Consider the following 22,247-nt stretch of genomic DNA (forward strand, 5'->3'; position numbering starts at 1 on the left):
GGAACCTCATCTCCATGATGGAGACGGGGTATCAACATATCTGGCGTTGACTTTTGGCACGCTGTTGAGTTCTCAAGGAACGGACGCTTCCTTTGTGCCTTATCGGTTCTGATTGACTCAGTACCGGGCTCTCCGGGCGCTTCCCTTCGGTCTTGCGTTTCCGACTCTATCAGATCCTTGCGGTCCGATTTTCGCCGGTGCGATTCGGCCTTTCGGCTTCTTCGCGTTTCCAACCTTACCAGATCCGTTTCCGTCTCTGGCCCCCTGTTGGAGCTGGGGTCGGCCGCTTCGCTTTCGCTTTTCGGCCTTTCCGACTCTATCAGAGCTTGTCCGCACCGTTTCCGGCCCGAATTTCACTTCCGATTACCCGTCGGAGGGGGTTGCCCTTTTGGCTTTTCCGACTTTATCAGAAGAGCTTCGGTCGAATTAATTCGACCGGATCTTCCGGTAAGTGGTCGGTTGCGCTTCGCCGAATCGAGTTCCGGCCGAAGCGGAGAAGAGACTAACCGTCGCGGATGAACTTGTCCAGTTCGTTGCAACCGTTCGAATCTACCTCCCCCTGCTACCCGTGTCAATGGGTGGTGGGGCGAAGAGGAGATTAGCAGGTCAGCGGGGTTCGGCGCACATCAGGCGGCGGTCGGGAGGGTGGCGTCGCGGTCGGTGGTGTCGATGTCGCCGGTCGCTCCGGCGCGTACCGCGCGGCTGCCCAGGACGTAGACGTAGAGGAGGAAGGCCAGCTCGGCGGCGAGGCCGATGCCTATGCGGGTCCAGGTGGGGAGGCCCGACGGGGTGACGAAGCCTTCCAGGGCGCCGGATATGAAGAGCACGGCGGCGAGCCCGATGGCGACGCCGAGGGCAGAGCGCCCCTCCTCGGCCAGGGCCGTACGGCGGGTGCGGGGGCCCGGGTCGATGAGGGTCCAGCCCAGGCGGAGGCCGATGCCGGCGGCGATGAAGACGGCGGTCAGTTCGAGGAGGCCGTGCGGAAGGATCAGGCCGAGGAAGGTGTCGAGGCGGCCGGCGGAGGACATCAGGCCGATGCCGACGCCCAGGTTGAGCATGTTCTGAACGAGGATCCACAGGACGGGGAGGCCGAGGAAGGCTCCGAGAACCAGGCACAGGGCCACGGCCTGGGCGTTGTTCGTCCAGACCTGGGCGGCGAAGGACGCGGCGGGGTGGCTGGAGTAGTACGTCTCGTACTCGCCACCGGGCCGGGTCATCGCGCGGAGGTCTTCCGGGGCGCCGATGGCCGCCTGGACCTCAGGGTGGGCGGCTATCCACCAGCCCAGGAGGGCGGCGACCGCGGTGGAGAGGACCGCGGTGGGGATCCACCAGTGGCGCAGGCGGTAGACGGCGGCCGGGAAGGCCGTGGTGAAGAAGTGGGCGGCATCGCGCCAGGAGGCCTTGCGGGCGCCGGTGACCGTGCTGCGGGCGCGGGCCACGAGGGACGTCAGGCGGCTGGTCAGCGCGGGGTCGGGGGCGCTGGAGAGGAGGAGGGAAAGGTGGGTGGTGGTGCGTTGGTAGAGGGCGACCAGTTCGTCTGCCTCCGCGCCCGTGAGGCGGCTTTTGCGGTGCAGAAGTGCTTCGAGGCGGTCCCATTCGGCGCGGTGTGCCGTGATGAAGACATCAAGGTCCATACGGGGTCGCTCCTCGCAGCGCCGTGGGTGGGTGCCGGGTCAGCTTGGCAGACTGGCCGTGCCCGGCGCGGGGTGGGCCGGGCTTTGCGGAACGTGGGGAACGAGAGGGAGTGGGGCGCGGCGTGAGTGAGCTCGTAACGGGTGAAGCGGTGGTGCTGGGGCTGCGGCCGGCGAGGCTGCCGAGCCGGGGGCTGGCGGTGGCCGTCGATGTGGCCGTGGCCTGGAGCGTCTATCTCGGCGTCTCGCTGGTGCTGGTGAGCGCGACGTCGTCGATGGACAGCGCGGCGGTGGCGGCCGTGTCGGTGGCGGCGTTCGTGCTGGTCCAGGTGGGGATACCGATCGTGATCGAGACGCTGAGCCATGGCCGCTCCCTGGGCAAGGTCATCTGCGGGCTGCGGGTCGTACGGGAGGACGGCGGGCCGATCCGGTTCCGGCATGCGTTGGTGCGTGGCGCCATGGGGGCCATCGAGATCGTGCTGACGATGGGGGTGGTGGCGGCGATCGCCTCACTGGTCTCGGCGCGGGGGCGCCGGGTGGGCGACGTGTTCGCGGGGACGCTGGTCATACGGGAGCGGATGCCGGCCGCTGAGGTGGCCAGGGCGCTGCCGGCCGTGCCTCCTTGGCTGGCGGCGGAGCTCGAGGGGCTGGATCTGTCGCGGGTGCCTGATGGGTGGTGGCTTGCGGTACGGCAGTACCTGACGCGGATCGGGCAGCTGGATCAGCAGGTGGGCGGGGCGATGGCGGGACGGCTGGCGGAGGACCTGCGGGAGTTCACCGGGGTGCCGGGGCCGACCGGGGTGCATCCGGCGGCGTATCTGGCGGCGGTGGTCGGTGAGCGGCAGGCGCGGGAGACACGGCGGGCGTTCGGGGCCTCGGTGGGAGCGGGGCCGGCGCCTGTAGAGACAGCACCTGTAGGGCCTGGGGCCATGGGGGGTTCGGGTAGTGGGCCTTCGGTGGCGGAGGCGGCGGTGGCGAAGGCCGCCGGGCCGGGCGCCTCGGGGCCGGGTGGGGGCTGGGCGCCGCCTGGGGCTGGTGAGGCCGGGGGCTCTGCTGACGGGAGTGGCGCGGGCGGGGGCGGACTGAGCGGACAGAGCGGACTGTCGATGGCGGGCGGTGGTGCCGGGGCTTCCGGGCCGCCGGCTCCGGACGGCGGGGGCGAGGTCGGGGGCGGTAGCGGGGAACATGGGCGTCCGCCGCGTACGGGGTTCGCGCCGCCGGTGTGAGGAGGGCCGGCCCGCGGCGAGGGCTGCGCGGGGGTCGCCTGGGGCGGTGGGCGGCCGGGTGAGGTGAGCGGCCGCCGCGTACGAGACCCGCGTGCGGGCGGTCGGCGGACGAGGCGTTGGCCGCCGGTGTGAGCCGCGGGGGTGGCGCGGGCGTCACCGGCCGTGCGGGTCGTCAGGTGAAGGTCGACGGCGGTGTGTCGAGGGATTCGAGTTCGATGCCGGGGGCCGAGAGGACGACGTCGCCGGCGATGTGGACGGTGTGCTGTTCGCCGGTCTCCAGGTCGTTGACCTGGTACTCGTCGGCGATGAGGGGGGCGTTGTCAGTGGCGTGTGGTGTGCTTTTGAGCAGAGCCCAGGACTGATCGAGGGTGCGGGGCGCGAGCACGGGGGGTGTGAAGGCCACGAGGCGGGTGCGGATGGCGCCGGCGCCGAGGGCGGGGCGCAGCAGACGGGCGGTGGCGATGAGGAAGGCGGGGGACGCGCCGGTGAAGGCGTGGGCGGGGACGTTGCCTTCGGTGGCGTGTTCGCCGGTCGGATCGGTGCGCACCCAGGTGACGCCGTCCAGCGCCGCACCGCGGACCTGCCAGGCGGAGGCGTGGAGTTCGAGGCGGATGGGGCGGCCGAGGTCGTCGAGGGTGAGGTCGACGGAGCCGGTGTGGTCGCCGGAGGGGTTGACGATCTGGGAGACGTAGCGCCAGCCGGAGGGGCCGGTGGCGCAGTGGAAGTGCTCTTCACCGAGGGGGGTGTGATCGTGCGGGTCGTGGAGCGAGTAGTGGCCGCGGGGCATGGAGGATGCAGTCCTTCGGGCGGCGGCCGGCCGGTGCGGCGGCCGGTGTGGGGGGCCTGGCGTGGGTGTGTGGGGTTGTCGGGCCTGCTTTACGGGCCAGGCCCCCGCCGCGTGCGTGGCGAGGGCCTGGTTTACCGGCTGTGGTGGGTGCGCGCCGGCGGACCGGTGGTGCCGGTCAGCCGGTGGGCGGGACCCGGCTCAGTAGCGGTAGTGGTCGGGCTTGTAGGGGCCCTCGACCTGGACGCCGATGTAGGCGGCCTGGTCCGGACGGAGCTCGGTGAGCTTGACGCCGAGCGCGTCCAGGTGGAGACGGGCGACCTTCTCGTCGAGGTGCTTGGGGAGCACGTAGACGTCGGTGGGGTACTCCTCCGGCTTGGTGAACAGCTCGATCTGGGCCAGCGTCTGGTCCGCGAAGGAGTTGGACATCACGAAGGAGGGGTGGCCGGTGGCGTTGCCCAGGTTGAGCAGGCGGCCCTCGGACAGCACGATCAGGACCTTGCCGTCCGGGTGGGTCCAGGTGTGGACCTGGGGCTTGACCTCGTCCTTGACGATGCCGGGGAGCTTGGCCAGGCCGGCCATGTCGATCTCGTTGTCGAAGTGGCCGATGTTGCCGACGATCGCCTGGTGCTTCATCCGCGCCATGTCGGAGGCCAGGATGATGTCCTTGTTGCCCGTGGTGGTGATGAAGATGTCGGCGGTCTCGACGACCTCGTCGAGGGTGGTGACCTGGTAGCCGTCCATGGCGGCCTGGAGGGCGCAGATCGGGTCGATCTCGGTGATGATCACGCGAGCGCCCTGGCCGCGCAGCGACTCCGCGCAGCCCTTGCCGACGTCGCCGTAGCCGCAGACCACGGCGGTCTTGCCGCCGATCAGGGTGTCGGTGGCGCGGTTGATGCCGTCGATGAGGGAGTGCCGGCAGCCGTACTTGTTGTCGAACTTCGACTTGGTGACGGCGTCGTTCACGTTGATCGCCGGGAAGAGCAGGTCGCCGTCGCGCTGCATCTCGTACAGACGGTGGACGCCGGTGGTGGTCTCCTCGGTGACACCGCGGATCTCGGAGGCCGCGTTCGTCCACTTCTGGGGCGACTCGGCGAGGGTGCGGGTAAGCAGCTCCAGGATGGAGCGGTGCTCATCGCTCTCGGCGGTCTCGACCGCGGGGACCTTGCCGGCCTTCTCGTACTCGACGCCCTTGTGGACGAGGAGGGTGGCGTCACCGCCGTCGTCGAGGATCATGTTCGGGCCGCCGGTGGGCGAGTTCGGCCAGGTCAGCGCCTGCTCCGTGCACCACCAGTACTCGTCGAGGGTCTCGCCCTTCCAGGCGAAGACCGGGACGCCCTGCGGGTTGTCCGGCGTGCCGTTCGGGCCGACGGCGATGGCGGCCGCGGCGTGGTCCTGGGTGGAGAAGATGTTGCAGGAGGCCCAGCGGACCTCGGCGCCGAGGGCGACCAGGGTCTCGATCAGGACGGCGGTCTGCACGGTCATGTGCAGGGAGCCGGTGATACGGGCGCCGGCCAGCGGCTGGGCGGCGGCGTACTCCTTGCGGATCGCCATCAGGCCGGGCATCTCGTGCTCGGCGAGGGTGATCTCCTTGCGGCCGAAGGCGGCGAGGGAGAGGTCGGCGACCTTGAAGTCCTGGCCGGTGGCTGCTGTCGTCATGCGGGCTGCTCCTCGAGCGTCGAGGTGGATGGGCGGCTGGCAGTCTGCGGCGCGGGCTGGGGCATCCCAGCGATTGCTGGACATGAGGAGCGTACGCGGAGGCGGACACACCTCTCCCCTGGCCGCAGCGCAGTCCGTCGGAGGCCCTCTCTCCCTCGGCCGGTCCGCGGTGCGGGCCGCCCGACCGCCATCAGCAGCGACGTCTGGCACTGGGCACGAATCTACACCGATCGGCCCAGTGAACCCCAGTCCGGATGGGCCGATTACGTGCGGTCCCGGCCAGTCGGGGGCGCGGTGGAGGGGCCGTTCTCGCCGAGTTCCGGGCCGGGCCGGCGGGGCCGGCCTCCGGGGTGCGGGCTGCTGTGGGCCGCGGACCTGGGGGGTTTGCCGGCGCCGGCCGGTCGTGCAGGATGCCCGGAGCACGAGACGGACCAGAACGTCTGCACGAGCGCGCGCATATATGTAAGGAGAAACACGTGACCACGAGTCCAGCCGGATCTCCCCAGGGCGTGGGGAGGGGCGGGCAGCGGCTGAAGCTGCTCGCAGTGACCGCCTGCCCGACCGGGATCGCCCACACGTATATGGCCGCGGAGAAGCTGACGCAGGCCGCCGCGTCGCTCGGCCATGAGATCAAGGTGGAGACGCAGGGCTCCATCGGGGCTGAGAATCTTCTCTCTGACAACGATGTCAAGGACGCGGACGGCGTGATCATCGCCGCGGACAAGGATGTCGACCGGAGTCGGTTCGTCGGCAAACGGGTGCTCGCGGTCGGGGTCGCCGAGGGGATCCACCACCCCGAGCGGCTGATCGAGCGGGTGCGGAGCGCACCGGTCCACGGCGGCGGGGAGAACGGCGCCGCCGGGGCGTCCGGTGGCACCGATGGGGGCAAGGAGCGCAGCGTCGCGTACAAGGCACTGATGAACGGGGTCAGTTACATGATCCCGTTCGTGGTGGTCGGCGGGCTGCTGATCGCGGTCTCGCTGGCGCTGGGCGGGCATCCGCAGGCGGACGGCGGGCTGGTCATCCCCGACGGGTCGTTCTGGAAGCACGTCAATGACATCGGTGTCATCGGCTTCACCCTGATGGTGCCGATCCTGTCCGGCTATCTCGCCTATGCGATCGGCGACCGGCCGGCGCTGGTGCCGGGCATGATCGGCGGCTGGATCGCCAATACGGGTGCGCTGTACGACTCCAAGGCGGGAGCGGGGTTCATCGGCGCGATCGTCACCGGCTTCCTGGCCGGCTATCTGGTGCAGTGGATCAAGAAGGTCCCGGTCCCCCGGTTCGTCCGGCCGATCATGCCGATCATCGTGATCCCGGTCGTGGCGACGACGGCGCTCGGGCTGTTCTTCATCTACGTCATCGGCAAGCCGGTCTCCTGGGTCTTCACGCACCTCACCGGCTGGCTCGGCGGGATGACCGGGTCGAGCGCGATCCTGCTGGGCGCGATCCTCGGGCTGATGATCGCGTTCGACATGGGCGGGCCGGTCAACAAGACCGCGTTCCTGTTCGGCGCGGGGCTGATCGCGTCAGGCAATCAGACCGTGATGGGCATGTGTGCGGCGGCGATCCCGGTCATGCCGCTGGGGCAGGGGCTGGCGACGCTGCTCCGTAGGCGGCTGTACTCCGAGCAGGAGCGCGAGACGGGGATGGCGGCGCTGTTCATGGGGCTCTTCGGGATCTCCGAGGGCGCGATCCCGTTCGCCGCGGCGCGGCCCGCGCAGGTCATACCGGCGAACATGCTCGGTGGCGCGGTGGCCGGGGCGGTCGCCGGGACGGCGGGGGTGACGGACGCGGTACCGCACGGCGGGCCGATCGTCGCGGTGCTGGGCGCGGTCGGCGGGGTGCCGGCGTTCTTCCTCGCGGTGGTCATCGGCACGGTGGTGACGGCGCTGGCGACGGTGGCGCTGGTGGATGTCTCGGAGCGGCGGAAGGGCGCGGTGGCGGCGGGCGTGCCCGTGGCGGCAGCGGAGCCGGCTGCCGTATCCGCGCCCGCCGTGGCCGTACCCGCCGTACCCGCCGCATCCGCCGCATCCGCCGTGGCGGGTGTGCCGGCGTCGGCGGCGGAGGCGGAGCCGGCAGCGGGGCCCGCGGCCGGACCGGTACCGGCGGCGGGGCCGCTGGCGGACGGGGCCGTCGGCGTCCTCTGCGGCTACCTCACCGCGCAGACCGTCAAGCCACGGCTCGCCGCCACCGAGAAGGAGGCGGCGATCCGTGAGATGGCCGAACTGGCGGCCGGGACCGGCAGGGTGGCGGACGTCGACGAGCTGGTCCGGGTGGCGCTGGCGCGGGAGGCCCAGGGCGCCACCGGGCTCGGTGAGGGGATCGCCGTTCCGCATGCCAAGTCGGATGCGGTGACCGCTCCGGTCGTCGGCTTCGCGCGGTCCGCGGACGGTATCGACTGGGGGTCGCTGGACGGCACGCCCGCCAAGCTGGTCTTCATGATTGCGGTTCCGGAGGCGGCGGCCGGGGACGAGCATCTGCGCATCCTGGCGCTGCTGTCGCGGAAGCTGATGGATGACGGCTTCCGGGCGCGGCTGCACGGCGCACAGGACGTGGAGGCGCTGCTGAGTGTCCTCGGGGAGATCCAGTAGGGCGTGGGCGAACAGATCCCGTAGGGGGTGCGAGCGCCCCCTCGGGGCCTCAACGTGACGGTGGCGGGGAGGTATTCCCGTGGTTCACCCCGTGATCGCGTGACGAGCTGGGTGACAGGTACGCGACGGGCGCGGGTGACGGGCCCGCGACGGGCAGGGGTGACGGGTACGCGACGGGCGGGGGGACCGGTACGCGACGGGCGGGAAGGGGTACGCGACGGGCGGGGGTGACGGGCACGTGACGGGGCGGGGGTGACGGGTAAGGAAAACGACGCCGCCCGGCCCGGACATACCCTGCCCCGCAGCCCGGCCCAGAGATGCCCTGACCTGCCCTGCCCTGCCCGCCCTGCCGCGGAGGCCCTGCCCCCGCCCTACGGCAACGGCCCCCGCACTCCTAGAGAGTGCGGGGGCCGTTGCCTTCGCTCGGCGGCTCAGTTTCCGCCCGGTGTCTTCGAGGCGTCGGGGCCCGCGGCGGCGGTGGCCTCGTTGTAGATGTCCGGCTCCAGGTAGATGACCCGGGCGATCGGCACCGCCTCGCGGATCCGGGCCTCGGCGGCGTTGATGGCGGCGGCGACCTGGGCGGCGGTGTCGTCGTGCCGCACCGCGATCTTGGCGGCGACCAGCAGCTCCTCGGGGCCGAGGTGGAGGGTGCGCATGTGGATGACGCGGGTGACGACCTCGCCGTCGACGGCCGCCTCGCGGATCTTGGCGACCTGCTCGGGGCCGGCCGCCTCGCCCAGCAGCAGCGACTTGGTCTCCGCCGCCAGGACCACGGCGATCAGCACCAGCAGCGCGCCGATGCACATGGTGCCGATGCCGTCCCAGATGCCGTCGCCGGTGGCGAGGGTGAGGCCGACGCCGCCCAGCGCGAGCACCAGACCGACCAGCGCGCCCAAGTCCTCCAGCAGGACGACCGGCAGCTCGGGGGCCTTGGCGCGGCGGACGAACTGGGTCCAGGTCTGCTTGCCGCGCAGCTCGTTGGACTCCTTGATGGCCGTACGGAAGGAGAAGCCCTCGGCGATGATCGCGAAGACCAGGACACCGATCGGCCAGTACCAGTCCTCCAGCGGGTGCGGGTCGTGGATCTTCTCGTAGCCCTCGTAGAGCGCGAAGACGCCGCCGATGGTGAACAGGACGATGGAGACCAGGAAGGCGTAGATGTAGCGCTCGCGGCCGTAGCCGAAGGGGTGCTCGGCGGTCGCCGCCCGCTTGGCCTTCTTGCTGCCGAGCAGCAGCAGGCCCTGGTTGCCGGAGTCCGCGACGGAGTGCACGCCTTCGGCCAGCATCGAGGACGAGCCGCTGAAGGCGAAGGCCACGAACTTCGCTGCGGCGATCGCCAGGTTGGCGCCCAGCGCCGCAACGATCGCCTTTGTCCCGCCTGATGCGCTCATAGGTGCCGCATATCCCTTCCGTCGACGGGGCTCGCCGCTTTACCGCCCCTTTAATTGCGTGCGGCGGTCATTGTTGCAGCCCCGGGCCGGGCGGATGTCAGGAGGCCACCAGGCGGACGGACTCCGCGTGCGCCGGCCGTCGCGCTACGCCACGACCGTCGCGCGGAAGAGGGTGCCCTCTCCCTCGAGTGTGAGCTGTTCACCGGCCCGTACGAACGCGGAGCGGCCGGGCTCCAGGGTCAGCTCGGCCGCCCTTCCGCCGCCCTCCCGGTCGTCCTCGGCGCCGCGCAGGTGGACCGTGCCCGCCGTGCACAGCAGGATCTGCGGCGTACGGGAGACCAGGGCACGCGGTGCGCCGCCGGGGGCCAGCACGAAGCGGGAGAGCCGGAACTCGTCGATCGGGGTCTCGTAGACCTCCTCGCCGGCGACGTCCTCGGGGCGCAGTACGCCCGCGTCGCCGGCCTCGAAGCGGACCACCCGCAGCAGTTCGGGGACGTCGACGTGCTTGGGGGTCAGTCCGCAGCGCAGCACGTTGTCGGAGTTGGCCATCAGCTCGACGCCGAGACCGCTGAGGTAGGCGTGCGGGATGCCGGCGCCGAGGAACAGCGCCTCGCCGGGCTGGAGTTGGACGTGGTTGAGCAGCATGGCGGCGAGCACGCCGGGGTCGCCCGGGTAGTGGTGGGCGATGCCCGCGTAGGCGGCGTAGGCGTCGGCGTGCGGGCCGCCCTTCTCCGCGAGCTGCCCGGCGGCGACGGCGGTGCGCTCGACGGTGCCGGCGATCGCGTGGTGTTCGGCGCTCAGCACGGCGGTGAGCACCTCGCGCAGGGCGTCCTCCTCCGGGCTGGCGTGCAGGATGTCGACGTACGGCTTGAGGTCGTCGACGTCCAGGGCGGCCAGCAGGTCGGCGGTCTGTGCGGGGTGCCGGAAGCCGCACAGGCCGTCGAAGGGGGTGAGCGCGACGATCAGCTCGGGCTTGTGGTTGGCGTCCTTGTAGTTGCGGTGGCCGGCGTCGATCGGGACGCCGCGCCGCTCCTCGTCGGCGAAGCCGTCCCTGGCCTGGGTCAGGTCGGGGTGGACCTGGAGGGAGAGCGGCGAGCCGGCGGCGAGCAGTTTGAGCAGGAAGGGCAGGCGGGGGCCGAAGGCGCGGACGGTGTCGGGGCCGAGTTCGGCCTCGGGGTCGGCGTCGATCACCTCGGCCAGGGACACCGGGCCCGCGCCGCGGTCGATGCGGGAGGGGGCGCCGGGGTGGGCGCCCATCCACATCTCGGCCTGCGGTTCCCCGGTCGGCGGGGTGCCGAGGAGTTCCGGGAGGGCAGTGGTGGAGCCCCAGGCGTAGGGGCGCACGGTGTTGGCGAGGCGGTCCATGGGGCTGCTGCTTCCTGAGGGTCGTTACCTGGCTGCTGGGGTGGTGCCGCGGCCCGCGGAGGCGGGCCGGCCGTCACAGATCACCCGTTGCCGGCGAGCGCCAGGTAAACGGCGCCGAAATCCGCGATGGCGAGGAGTTCCGCGGCCTTCTCCAGATCGCTGCCGTCGCCCGGCTGGAGCTCGCTGAGGGCGGTGTCGCACTCCTCGGCGCGGGCCTGGGCGGCGCGGGTGGCGGACAGCGGGCCGGGTTCCTGGTCGCGCAGCAGCACCACTCTGGCGTGCAGCGTGGTGGCGGTGGGCTGCTCGACCCGGTCACGGAAGAAGTCGTCCTGGTCGGCGCCGGCGGCCAGTGCGCCGGCGAGCAGGGTGCGGTGGGTGGTGAGCGCCTCGGGCAGTTCGGCGGCGAGCGCGGGGAGGCCGGCGAGGCCGGCCAGTTCGGTGGCGAAGTGCCGGCCGACGGCGTGGGCGAGGGTGCCTTCCGTCCAGATCAGCGGGAGCGCGTCGGCGAGGTCGGCGGCGAGCGTCTTGCCGGGGTTGGTGTACGTCGGGATGGCCGGGCCGCAGCGTTCGGCGAGCTGGTCGAGGCGGTCGGCGAGCTTGCCCATGGCGTCCGGCGGGGCGCTGAGCAGGCCGATCCGGTCGGCGAGGGAGAGCATCGGGATCAGTACCGACCACAGGGTGCCGGGGGCGGCCGGCGGGGCGCCCTCGACGTCGAACTCGGCGTCGTAGGCGGTGGTCGCCAGGGGGACGGCGAGGCCGCGGGCCTGGATGACGGCGTCGGCGAGCGGGCCGCCGGCCGGGGTGACGGCGACGACGGCGCAGCCGCGGCGGTAGGCCTGTTCGACCAGTTCGGCGAGGCCGGGGTCGGCGGCGTCGGGGCCGGCGAGCAGCAGCAGGTCCAGGGGGCCGGCCCAGCCGGGCAGTGTCCAGCGCAGTGCGCCGGGCAGCGGGGCGACGCCGGTGGGCTGGATGAGGCTGACCGGGCAGCTGCCGCCGCTGAGGGCGTGCAGCAGGTCGGCGACGCCGGCGGCGGCCGGGCCGGGCCCTGCGACGAGGACGGCGCGCGGCCGCCCGTCGGGGGTCAGGTCGGGGATGCCGGACTCGGCGACGCTGCGGGCGGCGGTGCGGACCCGGGCGCCGGATTCGGCGACGCCGCGCAGCAGACCGAAACGGTCGGCGCCGGCCAGGGCGTCAGGGGTGTCGAGGAGTGACTCGTCGAGCATGGTGGGCGCGGCCTCCGATCGCCGGTACGGGCGGGGTACGCGGGCGTGCCGGGGCGGGCCCGGCGGGCCCGGTCAGACGGGGCGGCGGGCTTCGTCGACGAGGAGTACGGGGATGCCGTCCCGGACGGGGTAGGCGAGGCCGCAGTCACCGGAGGTGCAGAGCAGCTCCGCCGGGTCGGTGTCCGTCCGGTCCTCGAGCGGGGCGTGGCACGCCGGGCAGGCGAGGATCTGGATCAAGCTGGCTTCGACCGGCATGGAGGGCTCTCCTTCGGGTGGTTGCGGCGTGGCCAGCGTACCGCCGGAGGGTGTGCGACGGCCTGCGCGGCGGGGGTGTGCGGTGGTGCGGGGCGGGGCGGGTGGTGTCCCGCCCCGCCACCGGAGACGGCCTCCGGTATTGGGCCTGGGCCCGGGCGGCCGGGGTCAGCCGCGGATGATCGTCAGGACCTCGTCGCGGACCCGTTCGACGGTCGCGGTGTCCCGGGCCTCGGCGTTCAGGCGCAGCAGCGGCTCGGTGTTCGAGGGGCGGACGTTGAACCACCAGTCGTCGGCGGTGACGGTCAGGCCGTCCAGTTCGTCGAGGGTGGTGCCGGGGCGGGCCTCGTAGGCGGCCTTGAGCGCGGCGAGGCGGCCGGCCTGGTCGTCGACGGTGCTGTTGATCTCGCCGGAGGCCGCGTAGCGGTCGTAGCGGTCGACGAGCTGTGACAGCGGGCCCTGCTGGCCGCCGAGGGCCGCCAGGACGTGCATCGCGGCGAGCATGCCGGTGTCGGCGTTCCAGAAGTCGCGGAAGTAGTAGTGCGCGGAGTGCTCGCCGCCGAAGATCGCGCCGGTCTTGGCCATCTGCTCCTTGATGAAGGAGTGTCCGACGCGGGTGCGGACCGGCCGGCCGCCGTTCTCCTTGACGACCTCAGGCACCGACCAGGAGGTGATCAGGTTGTGGATGACCGTGCCGCCGGGGTGCTTTGCCAGTTCGCGGGCGGCGACCAGGGCGGTGATCGCGGAGGGGGAGACCGGGTCGCCGTTCTCGTCGACGACGAAGCAGCGGTCGGCGTCGCCGTCGAAGGCGAGGCCGAGGTCGGCGCCGGTCTCACGGACCCGGGCCTGGAGGTCGACGATGTTCTTGGGATCGAGCGGGTTGGCCTCGTGGTTGGGGAACGAGCCGTCCAACTCGAAGTACATGGCGTCGAGTTCGATGGGCAGGCCCTCGAAGACGGTCGGTACGGTGTGGCCGCCCATGCCGTTGCCGGCGTCCACCACGACCTTCAGCGGGCGGATTCCGCTGAGGTCCACCAGGCCGCGCAGGTGGGCGGCGTAGTCGCCGAGGACGTCGCGTCGGGTGACCGAGCCGGGTGCGGCGGCCGGTTCGGGGGCGCCCTCGTCGGACCAGCGCTCCACGAGGGCGCGGATGTCGGCGAGTCCGGTGTCCTGGCCGACCGGGGCGGCGCCCGCGCGGCACATCTTGATGCCGTTGTAGCGCGCGGGGTTGTGCGAGGCGGTGAACATCGCGCCGGGCAGGCCGAATGCGCCGCTGGCGAAGTAGAGCTGGTCGGTGGAGCAGAGGCCGATCTCGGTGACGTCCGCGCCGCGGGCCGCCGCGCCGCGGGCGAAGGCGCCGGCCAGTCCGGGCGAGGAGGGCCGCATGTCGTGTCCGGTGACGATCGCGTCGGCGCCGGTGACCTCGACGAAGGCCGCGCCGAACAGCTCCGCGAGCGTTTCGTCCCACTGGGCGGGGACGACACCGCGTACGTCGTACGCCTTCACGATCTGCGACAGGTCGGTCACGAGCCAGTCCTCCTGGAGGTGTGTTCGGTCACCCCCAACCTACCGGGTCAGCGCGCTCCGTTCCGGCCCGCATTGACGGCTTTGGCGCCGTTCTGCGTCCCGGAGTTGCGGTGACGCGGGGACGCGGCCGCGCCGGGCTGCCGGTGGCCGTGTCAGGAGTCGGGCGAGCGCAGCACCCGCAGATGGCCGCGGCGGGCGACCTCCATGGGGTGGGCGTCGCGGTTGCCGTGCGGCGGTGAGCCGTCGCCGGCGGCGCGTTCCTGGGGGCGGGCGGCCTCGCGTACGGCGTTGGCCAGGGCTTCGAGGTCGTCGCCGCTGGGGCGGGCCGGGCCCGCGTCGAGGGCGAGGCGCACGACTTCCCAGCCCCGGGGGGCGGTCAGGCGCTCGGAGTGCTCGGCGCACAGGTCGTAGCAGTGCGGTTCGGCGTAGGTGGCGAGCGGTCCGAGCACAGCGGTCGAGTCCGCATAGACGTACGTCAGCGTTGCGACGGCGGGGCGGCCGCACGCAGTGCGCGAACAGCGACGTACAGGGCTCACGACGTTGGACGGTACCGCACTCTTGAGCGGGCCGCGACGACTCTCCCCCGGCTCACCCAACCGTGTCGTCCCGCTTCGTCCGATGCGTCTGACCTGCACCCGCTCGACCTGACCTGGGGCGGCCGTGCCGGGTCGGGTGGCGGGCGGCGAGGAATGCCGTCATAACTCGATGCATTTGCGGCCATTCCGCGGGAGTTCCGCGATCCGATGCAGGATCTGAAGCGAAAGCTTTCCGGCATGGTCCGGTCACCCTGCGACATGCTGCGTCTTGCCGCGCTTCGCCGTGTCCGCCGGGCGTTGACGGCTAGTCTCGATGGTGATGGACAGCCCCGTACCCCCCCGACCCACGCAGCCGCGGCTCCGTCGCCGCGACCGCCACGGCCGTGGCATGCGCGGCCCGATCGCGCCACCCCAGGTGCCGCTGTCGGTGACCCGCGCCGACGCCTTCGTGGATCTTGTGTACGACTCCCGGGACCGCCTGGAACGGCGCTGGCCGCAGCTCTCCCAGGTCGACTTCATGATCCTGGAGGTGCCCGGTTTCGGGCCCGGCGAGAAGCCGGACGCGGTCACCGACCAGGAGACCGTGCCGCTGGGGCGGGTGCTGCCGGCGGCGGGCGGACATCGCGACCGGATCGTGATCTACCGCAGGCCGGTGGAGATCCGCACGAAGAGCCGTGACGAGCGTGCGCTGCTGGTGCACGAGGTGGTCGTCGAGCAGGTCGCCGAGCTGCTGGGACTGGCTCCGGAGTCGGTCGACCCGCGCTACGGCCAGGAGTGAGGCCGCGGCGCGGGCCGGTTGATCACCCGCGTGCGGTGATCAGTTGGTCAGTACCGACAGGTCCTGCCCCGCGGTCGGCACGACGACCGAGCCACGGTCGTCGGGCATCGGCTGGACGGTGAAGGCGGGCACCCCGCCCTGGGGGCGCTCCAGCATGCGGGCCGCGTATACGGGCCCGCTGCCGGGCTCCGGCTCCACGGTCAGCGCATAGCCGCCCTTGAGGCCCTGCGGGCGGGGCGGGGCGATGTCGAGGGCGGTGCCGCCCTTGACCGTGTACGTCTTGGTGACCGGGGCGCCGCCGCCACTGCCGGCCGACGCGGTGACCTTCACCCGGGCGTCCTTGCCCTTCTCGGGCGCGACCAGCGACAGCGTGCTGCCCTTGTCGCGGTTGTCGGCGGCGGTGGCGCGCTTCTCGACCGGCCGGGTCGCGGGGATGAAGGCCATCTCCTGCTTGTCGCCCTTGCCGCGGGTCACCCGCAGCGCGGCCGCGACCGGGGCCTTGGAGTCACCGTCGGCGGGGGTGAGCACCAGCGAACCGGCCTCGCCCTTGGTGACGTCCTTGAGGTCCACCGCCGTGGTCATCCCACTCTTGAGGTGCAGGGTCTCCAGGCCGGCGGGCGTGATCAGGCCGGTGGGGGTGGCCAGTTGGACCTTCAGATCGGCGTCGGACTCCCCGGGTGCGAGGGCGACCAGCCGGACCGAGGTGGCGTCCTTGGGGATGCCGGGCAGCACCACGGCGGGGGCGGGGTCCGCGGCGGCCGGCAGCCAGTCGCTGCCCAGCTTGCTGTCGCTCGCCTGGACCGCGGCGCCCACCCGGCCCTCGCGGGCGACGACATGCAGCGCGGCGTTGGTGGTGGGGGAACCGGTCAGGGTGGAGAGCAGCACCGGCACGGTGGTGTGCGGGGGAACGGAGATGTCCTCGCCCGCGGAGCCGGCCAACGGGCCGTCCTTGCCGTGCAGTTCGAGGTCGACGACGGCCTGGGTGGCGTCGGGGTTGGTGAGGTGGACGTAGTCCTGGCGGCCGGCGGCGGTGCTGACGCCGGGGAACCAGAAGGTGGTGTCCGGGGCGGTACAGCTCAGACCGAGCAGTCCGCGCCCGGAGCCGGCCGCGACGGCGGTGGTCTGCTGGACGGTCCAGCCGGGGGCGAGGGTGCCGTCCGCGGCGCCCACCAGGGCCGGGGCGTCGGGGCGGTCGGTGGTCGCGGTGACCGGCGTGCCGGCCTGCTGGAGGGGGACGACGGGCTTGCTGTCGCGGGGCGGGACGGTCCGGCTCCCCACGGCGTCCGAACCCCCGTCCTTGCCCGTGCCCTTGGCGTCCTCGCCGCTCTTGGCGTCCTCGCCGCCCTTACCGCCCTTGCCGTCCTTGCTGCCCTTCTTGCCGTTGCCGGTCCCGCCGCCCGCGCCGGCCTCCTGGACGGTCCCGGCGGGCAGCAGCCTGGCGGTGCCCTTCTTGGCGTCCGCGCCGGCCGCGGCGCCCTTGGGTGCGAAGGCGGTGTAGGTCGTCTCGCCGACCTCGGAGGAGGTCGGGGCCGGGCACAGCAGCGCGGAGCGCTGGACGGGCAGCCGGGCGCCGGCGCCGGCCGCCTCCTTGGCGCCGCCGTCCGGGGCCGCTATGGCGGCGACGCCGGTGACCGCGGCCAGCGCGACGGCCACGCCGGTCAGGGACATCATGGTGCGCTTCACTGCTGGTCGCTCCCGTCACGGCGCGGCTCGGGTTGGGAGCCGGGGTACCCGGGATACGGGTTGCCGTCGTCGTAGGGCTGCTGCTGGGGCTGCTGCTGGCCGTAGCCGTACGGGTCGTAGGCGCCCGTCCGGTACGGGTCGGCGGCGTACGGGTCGCCGGCCGGGGCCTGGTACGGGTCCGCCGGCGGGTACTGCTGCCCGTACTGGCCTTCCTGGTACGGATCGGCGGGCGGGTAGGGCGGCGGCTCCTGCGCGGTCTGCCAGGGCTCGTACGACGGCTGCTCGGGCACCGCCGCGTGGGGGTACCCCTGGTCGAAGACCGGGGGAGGGTCGCCGGCCACGGCCGGGTCCTGGACGGGCGCCGCCGCCATCGGGTCCGGGGCCTGCTCACCGTCCCGCGCGGCCGGGATGCCGGCCGCCGCCTCCTCGGTGGCGCCGGCCGCCTCGGCCTGGGCGCGCAGGCGACGGGCCCGGCGGCCCTCCCCCGCGGCCGCTGCGGCCTGCGCGGCGGCCGCCGCGGCGTCCTCGGGCAGGTCGTCGTCGATCTCGCGGCGGCGGCCCGGCAGCGCGAGGACCACCAGGACGACGGCGAGCAGACCCTGGGCCCACAGCCAGAGGGTGTGGCCGAGGGGGTTGTCGTGGGTGAGGTCGAAGGTGCCGCCGTCCGGGGGGAGGGTGAAGCCCTGCGCCCAGCCGTCGACGGTGACCGGCTTGAGCGGGGTGCCGTTCAGGGTGGCCTGCCAGCCCTCGTCGGCCGAGTCCGCCAGGCGCAGCACCCGGCCGGCGGGCCCGGCGGGCACCTTGGTGTGCGCCTCGACCGGCCCGGACGGTACGGCGACCGGCGCGGCCGCCTCGCCGGCGGCGGTGCCGTCCTGCGCCCGGGGCGGGACGATCGAGAGCCGCGAGACCCGGCGGTCGACCCGCCACAGGGCGCTGCCGTCGTCCTGGCTGAGCCGGGTCAGGCCCGGCGTGGCGTCCAGCACCCGGCCCATCTCGCGCGGCGCGCCGTCCCTGACCAGGACGTAGCGGACCGCGTAGCCGCCGAGCTGATTGGTCTGGTCGGCGCCCGATCCGGCGACGAGGTGGGCGACGATGCCGCCCAGCCGCTTGTCCTCGCCCGCCTCGGCGGCCAGGTCGGCGTCGCCGAGCCGGGCGCCGGAGCCGCGGACCAGGGAGTAGTCGACATGCCCTGGCCGGCCGTCCAGGACCAGGGTGCGGGCCCGGTCGGCGGTGCCGGACTCCTCGGCGACGAAGGCCGGGACCTGCTCGGGGGTGCGCCGCTTCAGCGGCCCGTCCGCGCCGGTGATCATCCAGGCGGCCGCGGCGTAGAGCGGGGCGAGCAGGGACGCCAGCGCGATCAGCACGGCGACCGGCTGCTTCCAGCCGAAGCCGAGGCTGGCCATCCGGGTGCGGATGCCCTCGGCGCCGACCGCGGCGGCGCACAGCAGCGCCAGGCCGTAGACCAGCATCGCGGGGCCGGTCCAGCCGGAGCCGTTGCCGAGCGCCGCGCACAGCAGACCGGTCAGCGCCACCGCCCACGCGGTACGGATCGCGAGCTGCCGGGCGTCGCGCAGCGTCGCGGCGAGCGCGGCCAGCACGATGCCGAAGAGCAGCACCCCGCCGGCGGCCTTCGGCCCGCCGGGGCTGAGCCCGATGAGGTCGAGTACGGAGGCGGAGCCGGCGCCGTAGTCGAGCCCGGCCTCCTGGAAGAAGCGGGACGGGTGGGTCAGCAGCGACAGCGACCAGGGGGCGAGCACGACGAGCGGGGCGATGGCCACGGCCAGGAACCGCAGCACGTAGGCCATGAGCTGGTCGCGGCTGCCATCGAGGAAGCGCAGCACCAGCAGCCCGATGCCGAGCAGCACCGCCATCGGCCAGACGACCGGGGTGAACGCCATGGTGAAGGTGATCAGCAGCGCGTACGCCCAGGTGGCGCGCCAGCTGGGCCGGGTCCCCACGGGCAGCCGCAGCCCGCTCGCGGCGATCGCGGCGCGCGCCATCAGGGGCAGCAGGATCGCGAGCACCGCGGTACCCAGCCGGCCGCCCGCCAGCGCGCCGGCGGCCGCGGGCAGGAAGGCGTACGCGATGCTCGCCCAGGCCCGCAGCAGCCGGGAGGTGACCAGCGGGCGGGAGGCGAAGTAGGCGGTCAGACCGGCGAGCGGCACCGAACAGACCAGCAGCAGGGTGACCGCGAAGCCGGTGGAGCCGAGGAAGACGCTCGACACCAGGGCGACGATCGCCAGATAGGGCGGTGCCGAGGCGCTGCCGCCGACGCCGACCGCATGCCAGCTGTCGAGGTACGCCGACCACAGGTCGGACACGCTGCCGGGCGCGGGCAGCATCGCGCCGCCGGTCAGCGCGCCGGAGCCGAGCAGCCCGCGGCAGGCGATCAGCGAGACGAGCAGCAGGACGAGGAAGAGCAAGGGCGCCGGCCTGCGGGCGATCCGCTTGAGCCGGGCGAACTGCTCGATCTCCAGGAAGTCGGCGTCGTCGCCGCCGGGCCCGGACTCGACGGCGCCGTGCCGGCCGGCCGAGGCCACGTCGGGGGCGGCCCGCCCGGCGAGGTTGCCGGCGACCTGCTCGACGGTGGCCCGTACGGTCGCACCGGGTGGCGGGAAGAGCGGCCGCAGCTCGCTCGCGTCCACCGCCGGCCGGCCTCTGCGTTTACGCGCGGCAAGGATCTTGCCGGGGCGCAGCAGGGTGCCGAAGAGCCCGGCGAGTTCGTCGAGCGCCTGGCCGGGAACCTTGCCGACGAGGTAGGCGATGACCCGCAGCACGGTGCCGAGCAGCAGCCGCAGCAGGACGTACGGCAGGATCCGGCCGCGGGTGTTGGTGAGCAGGGTGTAGACCGCGCCGGCCTTGTCGACGCGGTGCGGGTTGGCGACGCTCCGGCCGACGCAGTCGATGGGGCGGCGTTCGCGGGCGGAGGCCTCGGCGTGCCGGAGGACGGCGCCGGGGGCGACGAGGACCTGGTGGCCGGCGGCCTGGGCGCGCCAGCACAGGTCGACGTCGTCGCGCATCAGCGGCAGCCGGCGGTCGAAGCCGCCCAACTCCTCGTAGACGTCGCGGCGGATGAGCATGCCGGCGGTGGAGACGGACAGCACCGGGCGCACCTGGTCGTGCTGGCCCTGGTCCTGTTCGCGGCGGTCCAGGCCGGTCCAACGGCGGCCGCTGCGGGCGATGCTGACCCCGGCCTCCAGGAGCTGGCGGCGGTCGTACCAGCTGCGCAGCTTGGGGCCGACGATGACGGCCGAGGGGCTGGCGTCGGCGACCCGCAGCAGCTCGGCGAGCGCGTCCGGCTCGGGTGCGCAGTCGTCGTGCAGCAGCCACAGCCACTGGACCGGTTCGCCGTGCGGCAGCTCCGGCATGTCGTAGGCCTCGTCGCGCCAGGTGCGGCTGACCGGGTCCCAGCCGCTGGGACGGCGCAGATACGGCAGGTCGTCGGGGGTGAGCCGGGGGGCGGTGCGGACCGCCTCGTCGACGGCGGTGCCGAATCCGGAGCGGCGGGCGAGGTGCAGGACGCGCTGGTCACCGATGGACTCGGCGAGCAGCTGTGCGGAGTTGTCCGCGCTGCCGGTGTCGGCGCCGATGACGTTCTGCACCGGGCGCTCCTGGCCGAGCAGGCCGGTGAGCGCGTCGGGCAGCCAGCGGGCACCGTCATGCGAGACGATCACGGCGGTGACGACATGCCGCGGGAACTCCGGGGTGGCGGCTTCATATGAGGCGGCCTGGGCCGCCGACTGGCTGTGCACGGACATCGAGGTACGGGCCCTCCGGACCCGGGAGTTCGAAGGCCGCGGCAAAGTCGCTCAAGGCCCCCGCCCCCGGAAGACACTGCGACGGACTACGAGGCGACGCGCGCGCCCTGCCGGGCGGCGGCGCATCTCGGACGGGGCCCCACACTAATGGTTCGCGCCGTCGCCCCGACCGGGTCCGTACACCGCAGTACACAGCAGTCCGCCTCCGGCGGCCGGGCCACTGGAGGCGGAGTGTTCGCTATAGGGGGATATGGGGAGTTGGGGCGGTACGGCGGCGTGGTCCACAAGGCCGCGCGCCGTCGGTCCGGACGGCTGGCTGGTCATCTCAGACCGCGGCCTTCTTGAGCCGGCGCCGCTCGCGCTCGGACAGACCGCCCCAAATGCCGAAGCGCTCGTCGTTGGCGAGCGCGTATTCGAGACACTCGGACCGGACTTCACAGGCGAGACAGACCTTCTTGGCCTCGCGGGTGGAGCCACCCTTCTCCGGGAAGAAGGACTCGGGGTCGGTCTGGGCGCACAGTGCGCGCTCCTGCCAGCCGAGCTCCTCATCCGCCTCCTCGACCAGCAATTCCTGGAACAGCTCGGTCATGTGCGCCCCTCGTCTGTCTTTACGTCCCCGTGATCAAGCCGTGATCGATATCGGCTGAACGACACGAGTGAAATTACAAGTGTGGTGATCCGGGCCAGTCAAGCCGAGATCTGCTATTGAGCCTCTTATTCACTCGGCGGAACCAAGCGGATGCGGAAAGTGTTCAAATCAGTAAAAACCAGGACACTTCCCCGGGCGTGCCACCCGGCACGTCCACGTCGCCTCTCAAGACGCGACCGGGCGGCATTCGCGTTGCACCCCGCGCGCCGAAGCGGGGCAGATCACAGACGGATCACGGGACTCCGCAACGGCGTTTGAAGGTGCGGTTGCCGGTCGATGTCTCCGGGCCCAGGTCTGCACAAACCTTTCGCCGGGCGGAGTAACCGGATGAGGTGAAAGATTTACGGCAAACCAGACGTCAGGTTGACATCGCGTCGCGAACCCGGTCTCCTTGACCCCATGCCAGCGACTCCCGCGCCCCGACTGACCCGTGCCTACGGGTCTCTCTGTGCTGCGCAGGCCCGCTGTCGCTGTTCCAGCTGTTGAAGCCACTGAGCTCCAGCCTCTTCGCCGCCTCACCCCGCAGCGCCCCCGCATCGCGCCCGCGCCCCCCACAGGGAGCCCGCGCCGTTGCCGCACCCTCCCGGCCCACGCCGGCCGGTACCCAGCGCGTCACCCCCAGCACTTCCGCCGAGGAATCCGAAACCGATGAACAGCGACGTCCAGATCGCCGGCGACCCCCTCGCCATCCCCCACCTCCTGCCGCCCGTCCCCGCCCACCCGGCCACCGTCGCCGGCTTCGCCGGACTGGCCCGCTCGATCGCCGCCGACCGCGCCGCCTGGGCGCCGCTCGTGCGCTACGACGCCACCACCCGCTGGTACCACCGGCTGCGCACCGGACCCGGCTACGAGGTGTGGCTGCTGAGCTGGGTGCCCGGCCAGGGCAGCGGACGGCACGACCACGGACCGTCCTCGGGCGTACTGACCGTCCTGGAAGGCGAGTTGACCGAACACGGCGAGGCCGGCCCCCGTACGCTCGACGCCGGCGCCCAGCGGGTCTTCGCCCCCGGCTACGTCCACGAAGTCGTCAACGACTCGCTGGCACCCGCCGTCAGCCTCCACATCTACTTCCCCGGCCTGACCAACATGCCGATGCACCCCGGCCGGACCACCGCCACCGGCACCGTGGCCGCCTCGCCCGAGGTGCTCGCGCCCTGACGTTCCCTCCCGTCGCCCCACCACCGCCCCTCA

16 protein-coding genes are annotated in these 22,247 nt (G+C 72.8%); 4 read left to right on the top strand and 12 right to left on the bottom strand.

Translation table 11 applies throughout. The annotated features are described in order from the left end of the window. Positions 1–626 precede the first annotated feature (626 nt). Positions 627–1,634, bottom strand: a complete 1,008-nt coding sequence (locus tag ACZ55A_RS12135; RefSeq protein ID WP_468838000.1) for a stage II sporulation protein M — start codon at positions 1,632–1,634, stop codon at positions 627–629. Positions 1,635–1,756: 122 nt separating this feature from the next. On the opposite strand from ACZ55A_RS12135, the gene ACZ55A_RS12140 reads away from it, so the two are divergent. After that, on the top strand, positions 1,757–2,857 hold the full coding sequence (locus ACZ55A_RS12140; RefSeq protein ID WP_468838002.1) for an RDD family protein: 1,101 nt from the start codon (positions 1,757–1,759) through the stop codon (positions 2,855–2,857). A gap of 172 nt (positions 2,858–3,029) precedes the next feature. On the opposite strand, the gene ACZ55A_RS12145 is transcribed toward ACZ55A_RS12140, so the two are convergent. Continuing rightward, a complete protein-coding gene (locus ACZ55A_RS12145; protein WP_468838004.1) occupies positions 3,030–3,644 on the bottom strand; it encodes a hypothetical protein in 615 nt (204 codons plus the stop codon). Between the two features lie 198 nt (positions 3,645–3,842). Further along, complete coding sequence (ahcY, locus tag ACZ55A_RS12150) at positions 3,843–5,300, bottom strand: adenosylhomocysteinase (RefSeq protein ID WP_468838006.1); 1,458 nt, start codon at positions 5,298–5,300, stop codon at positions 3,843–3,845. A 545-nt stretch (positions 5,301–5,845) separates the two neighbouring features. On the opposite strand from ahcY, the gene ACZ55A_RS12155 reads away from it, so the two are divergent. Beyond that, the gene (locus ACZ55A_RS12155) at positions 5,846–7,894 is read left to right on the top strand and encodes a fructose-specific PTS transporter subunit EIIC (protein WP_468839106.1); all 2,049 of its coding nucleotides are present in this window, start codon (positions 5,846–5,848) and stop codon (positions 7,892–7,894) included. 431 nt (positions 7,895–8,325) lie between these two features. Here the strand turns inward: ACZ55A_RS12155 and ACZ55A_RS12160 are convergent, their stop codons facing one another. The 6 genes from ACZ55A_RS12160 to ACZ55A_RS12185 all read right to left on the bottom strand — a co-directional run bounded on the left by ACZ55A_RS12160 (position 8,326) and on the right by ACZ55A_RS12185 (position 14,248). Further along, on the bottom strand, positions 8,326–9,285 hold the full coding sequence (locus ACZ55A_RS12160) for a cation diffusion facilitator family transporter (protein WP_468838008.1): 960 nt from the start codon (positions 9,283–9,285) through the stop codon (positions 8,326–8,328). A 144-nt stretch (positions 9,286–9,429) separates the two neighbouring features. Then, a complete protein-coding gene (gene manA / locus ACZ55A_RS12165; RefSeq protein ID WP_468838010.1) occupies positions 9,430–10,650 on the bottom strand; it encodes a mannose-6-phosphate isomerase, class I in 1,221 nt (406 codons plus the stop codon). An 80-nt stretch (positions 10,651–10,730) separates the two neighbouring features. After that, positions 10,731–11,873, bottom strand: a complete 1,143-nt coding sequence (locus ACZ55A_RS12170) for an SIS domain-containing protein (protein WP_468838012.1) — start codon at positions 11,871–11,873, stop codon at positions 10,731–10,733. A 72-nt stretch (positions 11,874–11,945) separates the two neighbouring features. Further along, complete coding sequence (locus tag ACZ55A_RS12175) at positions 11,946–12,128, bottom strand: Trm112 family protein (RefSeq protein ID WP_468838014.1); 183 nt, start codon at positions 12,126–12,128, stop codon at positions 11,946–11,948. Positions 12,129–12,293: 165 nt separating this feature from the next. Next, positions 12,294–13,652 (bottom strand): phosphomannomutase/phosphoglucomutase, encoded by a 1,359-nt coding sequence (locus ACZ55A_RS12180; protein WP_468838016.1) that lies wholly within the window; start codon positions 13,650–13,652, stop codon positions 12,294–12,296. A 152-nt stretch (positions 13,653–13,804) separates the two neighbouring features. After that, entirely contained in the window at positions 13,805–14,248 is a 444-nt protein-coding gene (locus tag ACZ55A_RS12185; protein ID WP_468838018.1) for a DUF3499 domain-containing protein, read from the bottom strand. 259 nt (positions 14,249–14,507) lie between these two features. Here ACZ55A_RS12185 and ACZ55A_RS12190 point away from each other — a divergent pair, with 259 nt between their 5' ends. Next, positions 14,508–14,966 (top strand): metallopeptidase family protein, encoded by a 459-nt coding sequence (locus ACZ55A_RS12190; RefSeq protein WP_468838019.1) that lies wholly within the window; start codon positions 14,508–14,510, stop codon positions 14,964–14,966. 39 nt (positions 14,967–15,005) lie between these two features. On the opposite strand, the gene ACZ55A_RS12195 is transcribed toward ACZ55A_RS12190, so the two are convergent. The 3 genes from ACZ55A_RS12195 to ACZ55A_RS12205 form a co-directional block, all read right to left on the bottom strand. Then, positions 15,006–16,649: a DUF5719 family protein gene (locus ACZ55A_RS12195; protein WP_468838020.1), complete on the bottom strand. Its 1,644-nt coding sequence runs from the start codon at positions 16,647–16,649 to the stop codon at positions 15,006–15,008. Next, on the bottom strand, positions 16,646–20,407 hold the full coding sequence (locus ACZ55A_RS12200) for a glycosyltransferase family 2 protein (RefSeq protein WP_468838021.1): 3,762 nt from the start codon (positions 20,405–20,407) through the stop codon (positions 16,646–16,648). The genes ACZ55A_RS12195 and ACZ55A_RS12200 overlap by 4 nt, the downstream gene beginning before the upstream one ends. 325 nt (positions 20,408–20,732) lie before the next feature. Further along, on the bottom strand, positions 20,733–20,996 hold the full coding sequence (locus ACZ55A_RS12205) for a WhiB family transcriptional regulator (RefSeq protein WP_003983763.1): 264 nt from the start codon (positions 20,994–20,996) through the stop codon (positions 20,733–20,735). 708 nt (positions 20,997–21,704) lie between these two features. Here ACZ55A_RS12205 and ACZ55A_RS12210 point away from each other — a divergent pair. Then, on the top strand, positions 21,705–22,214 hold the full coding sequence (locus tag ACZ55A_RS12210) for a cysteine dioxygenase (RefSeq protein ID WP_468838023.1): 510 nt from the start codon (positions 21,705–21,707) through the stop codon (positions 22,212–22,214). Positions 22,215–22,247 lie beyond the last annotated feature (33 nt).

The organism is Streptomyces sp. NPDC034111, from assembly GCF_055575375.1.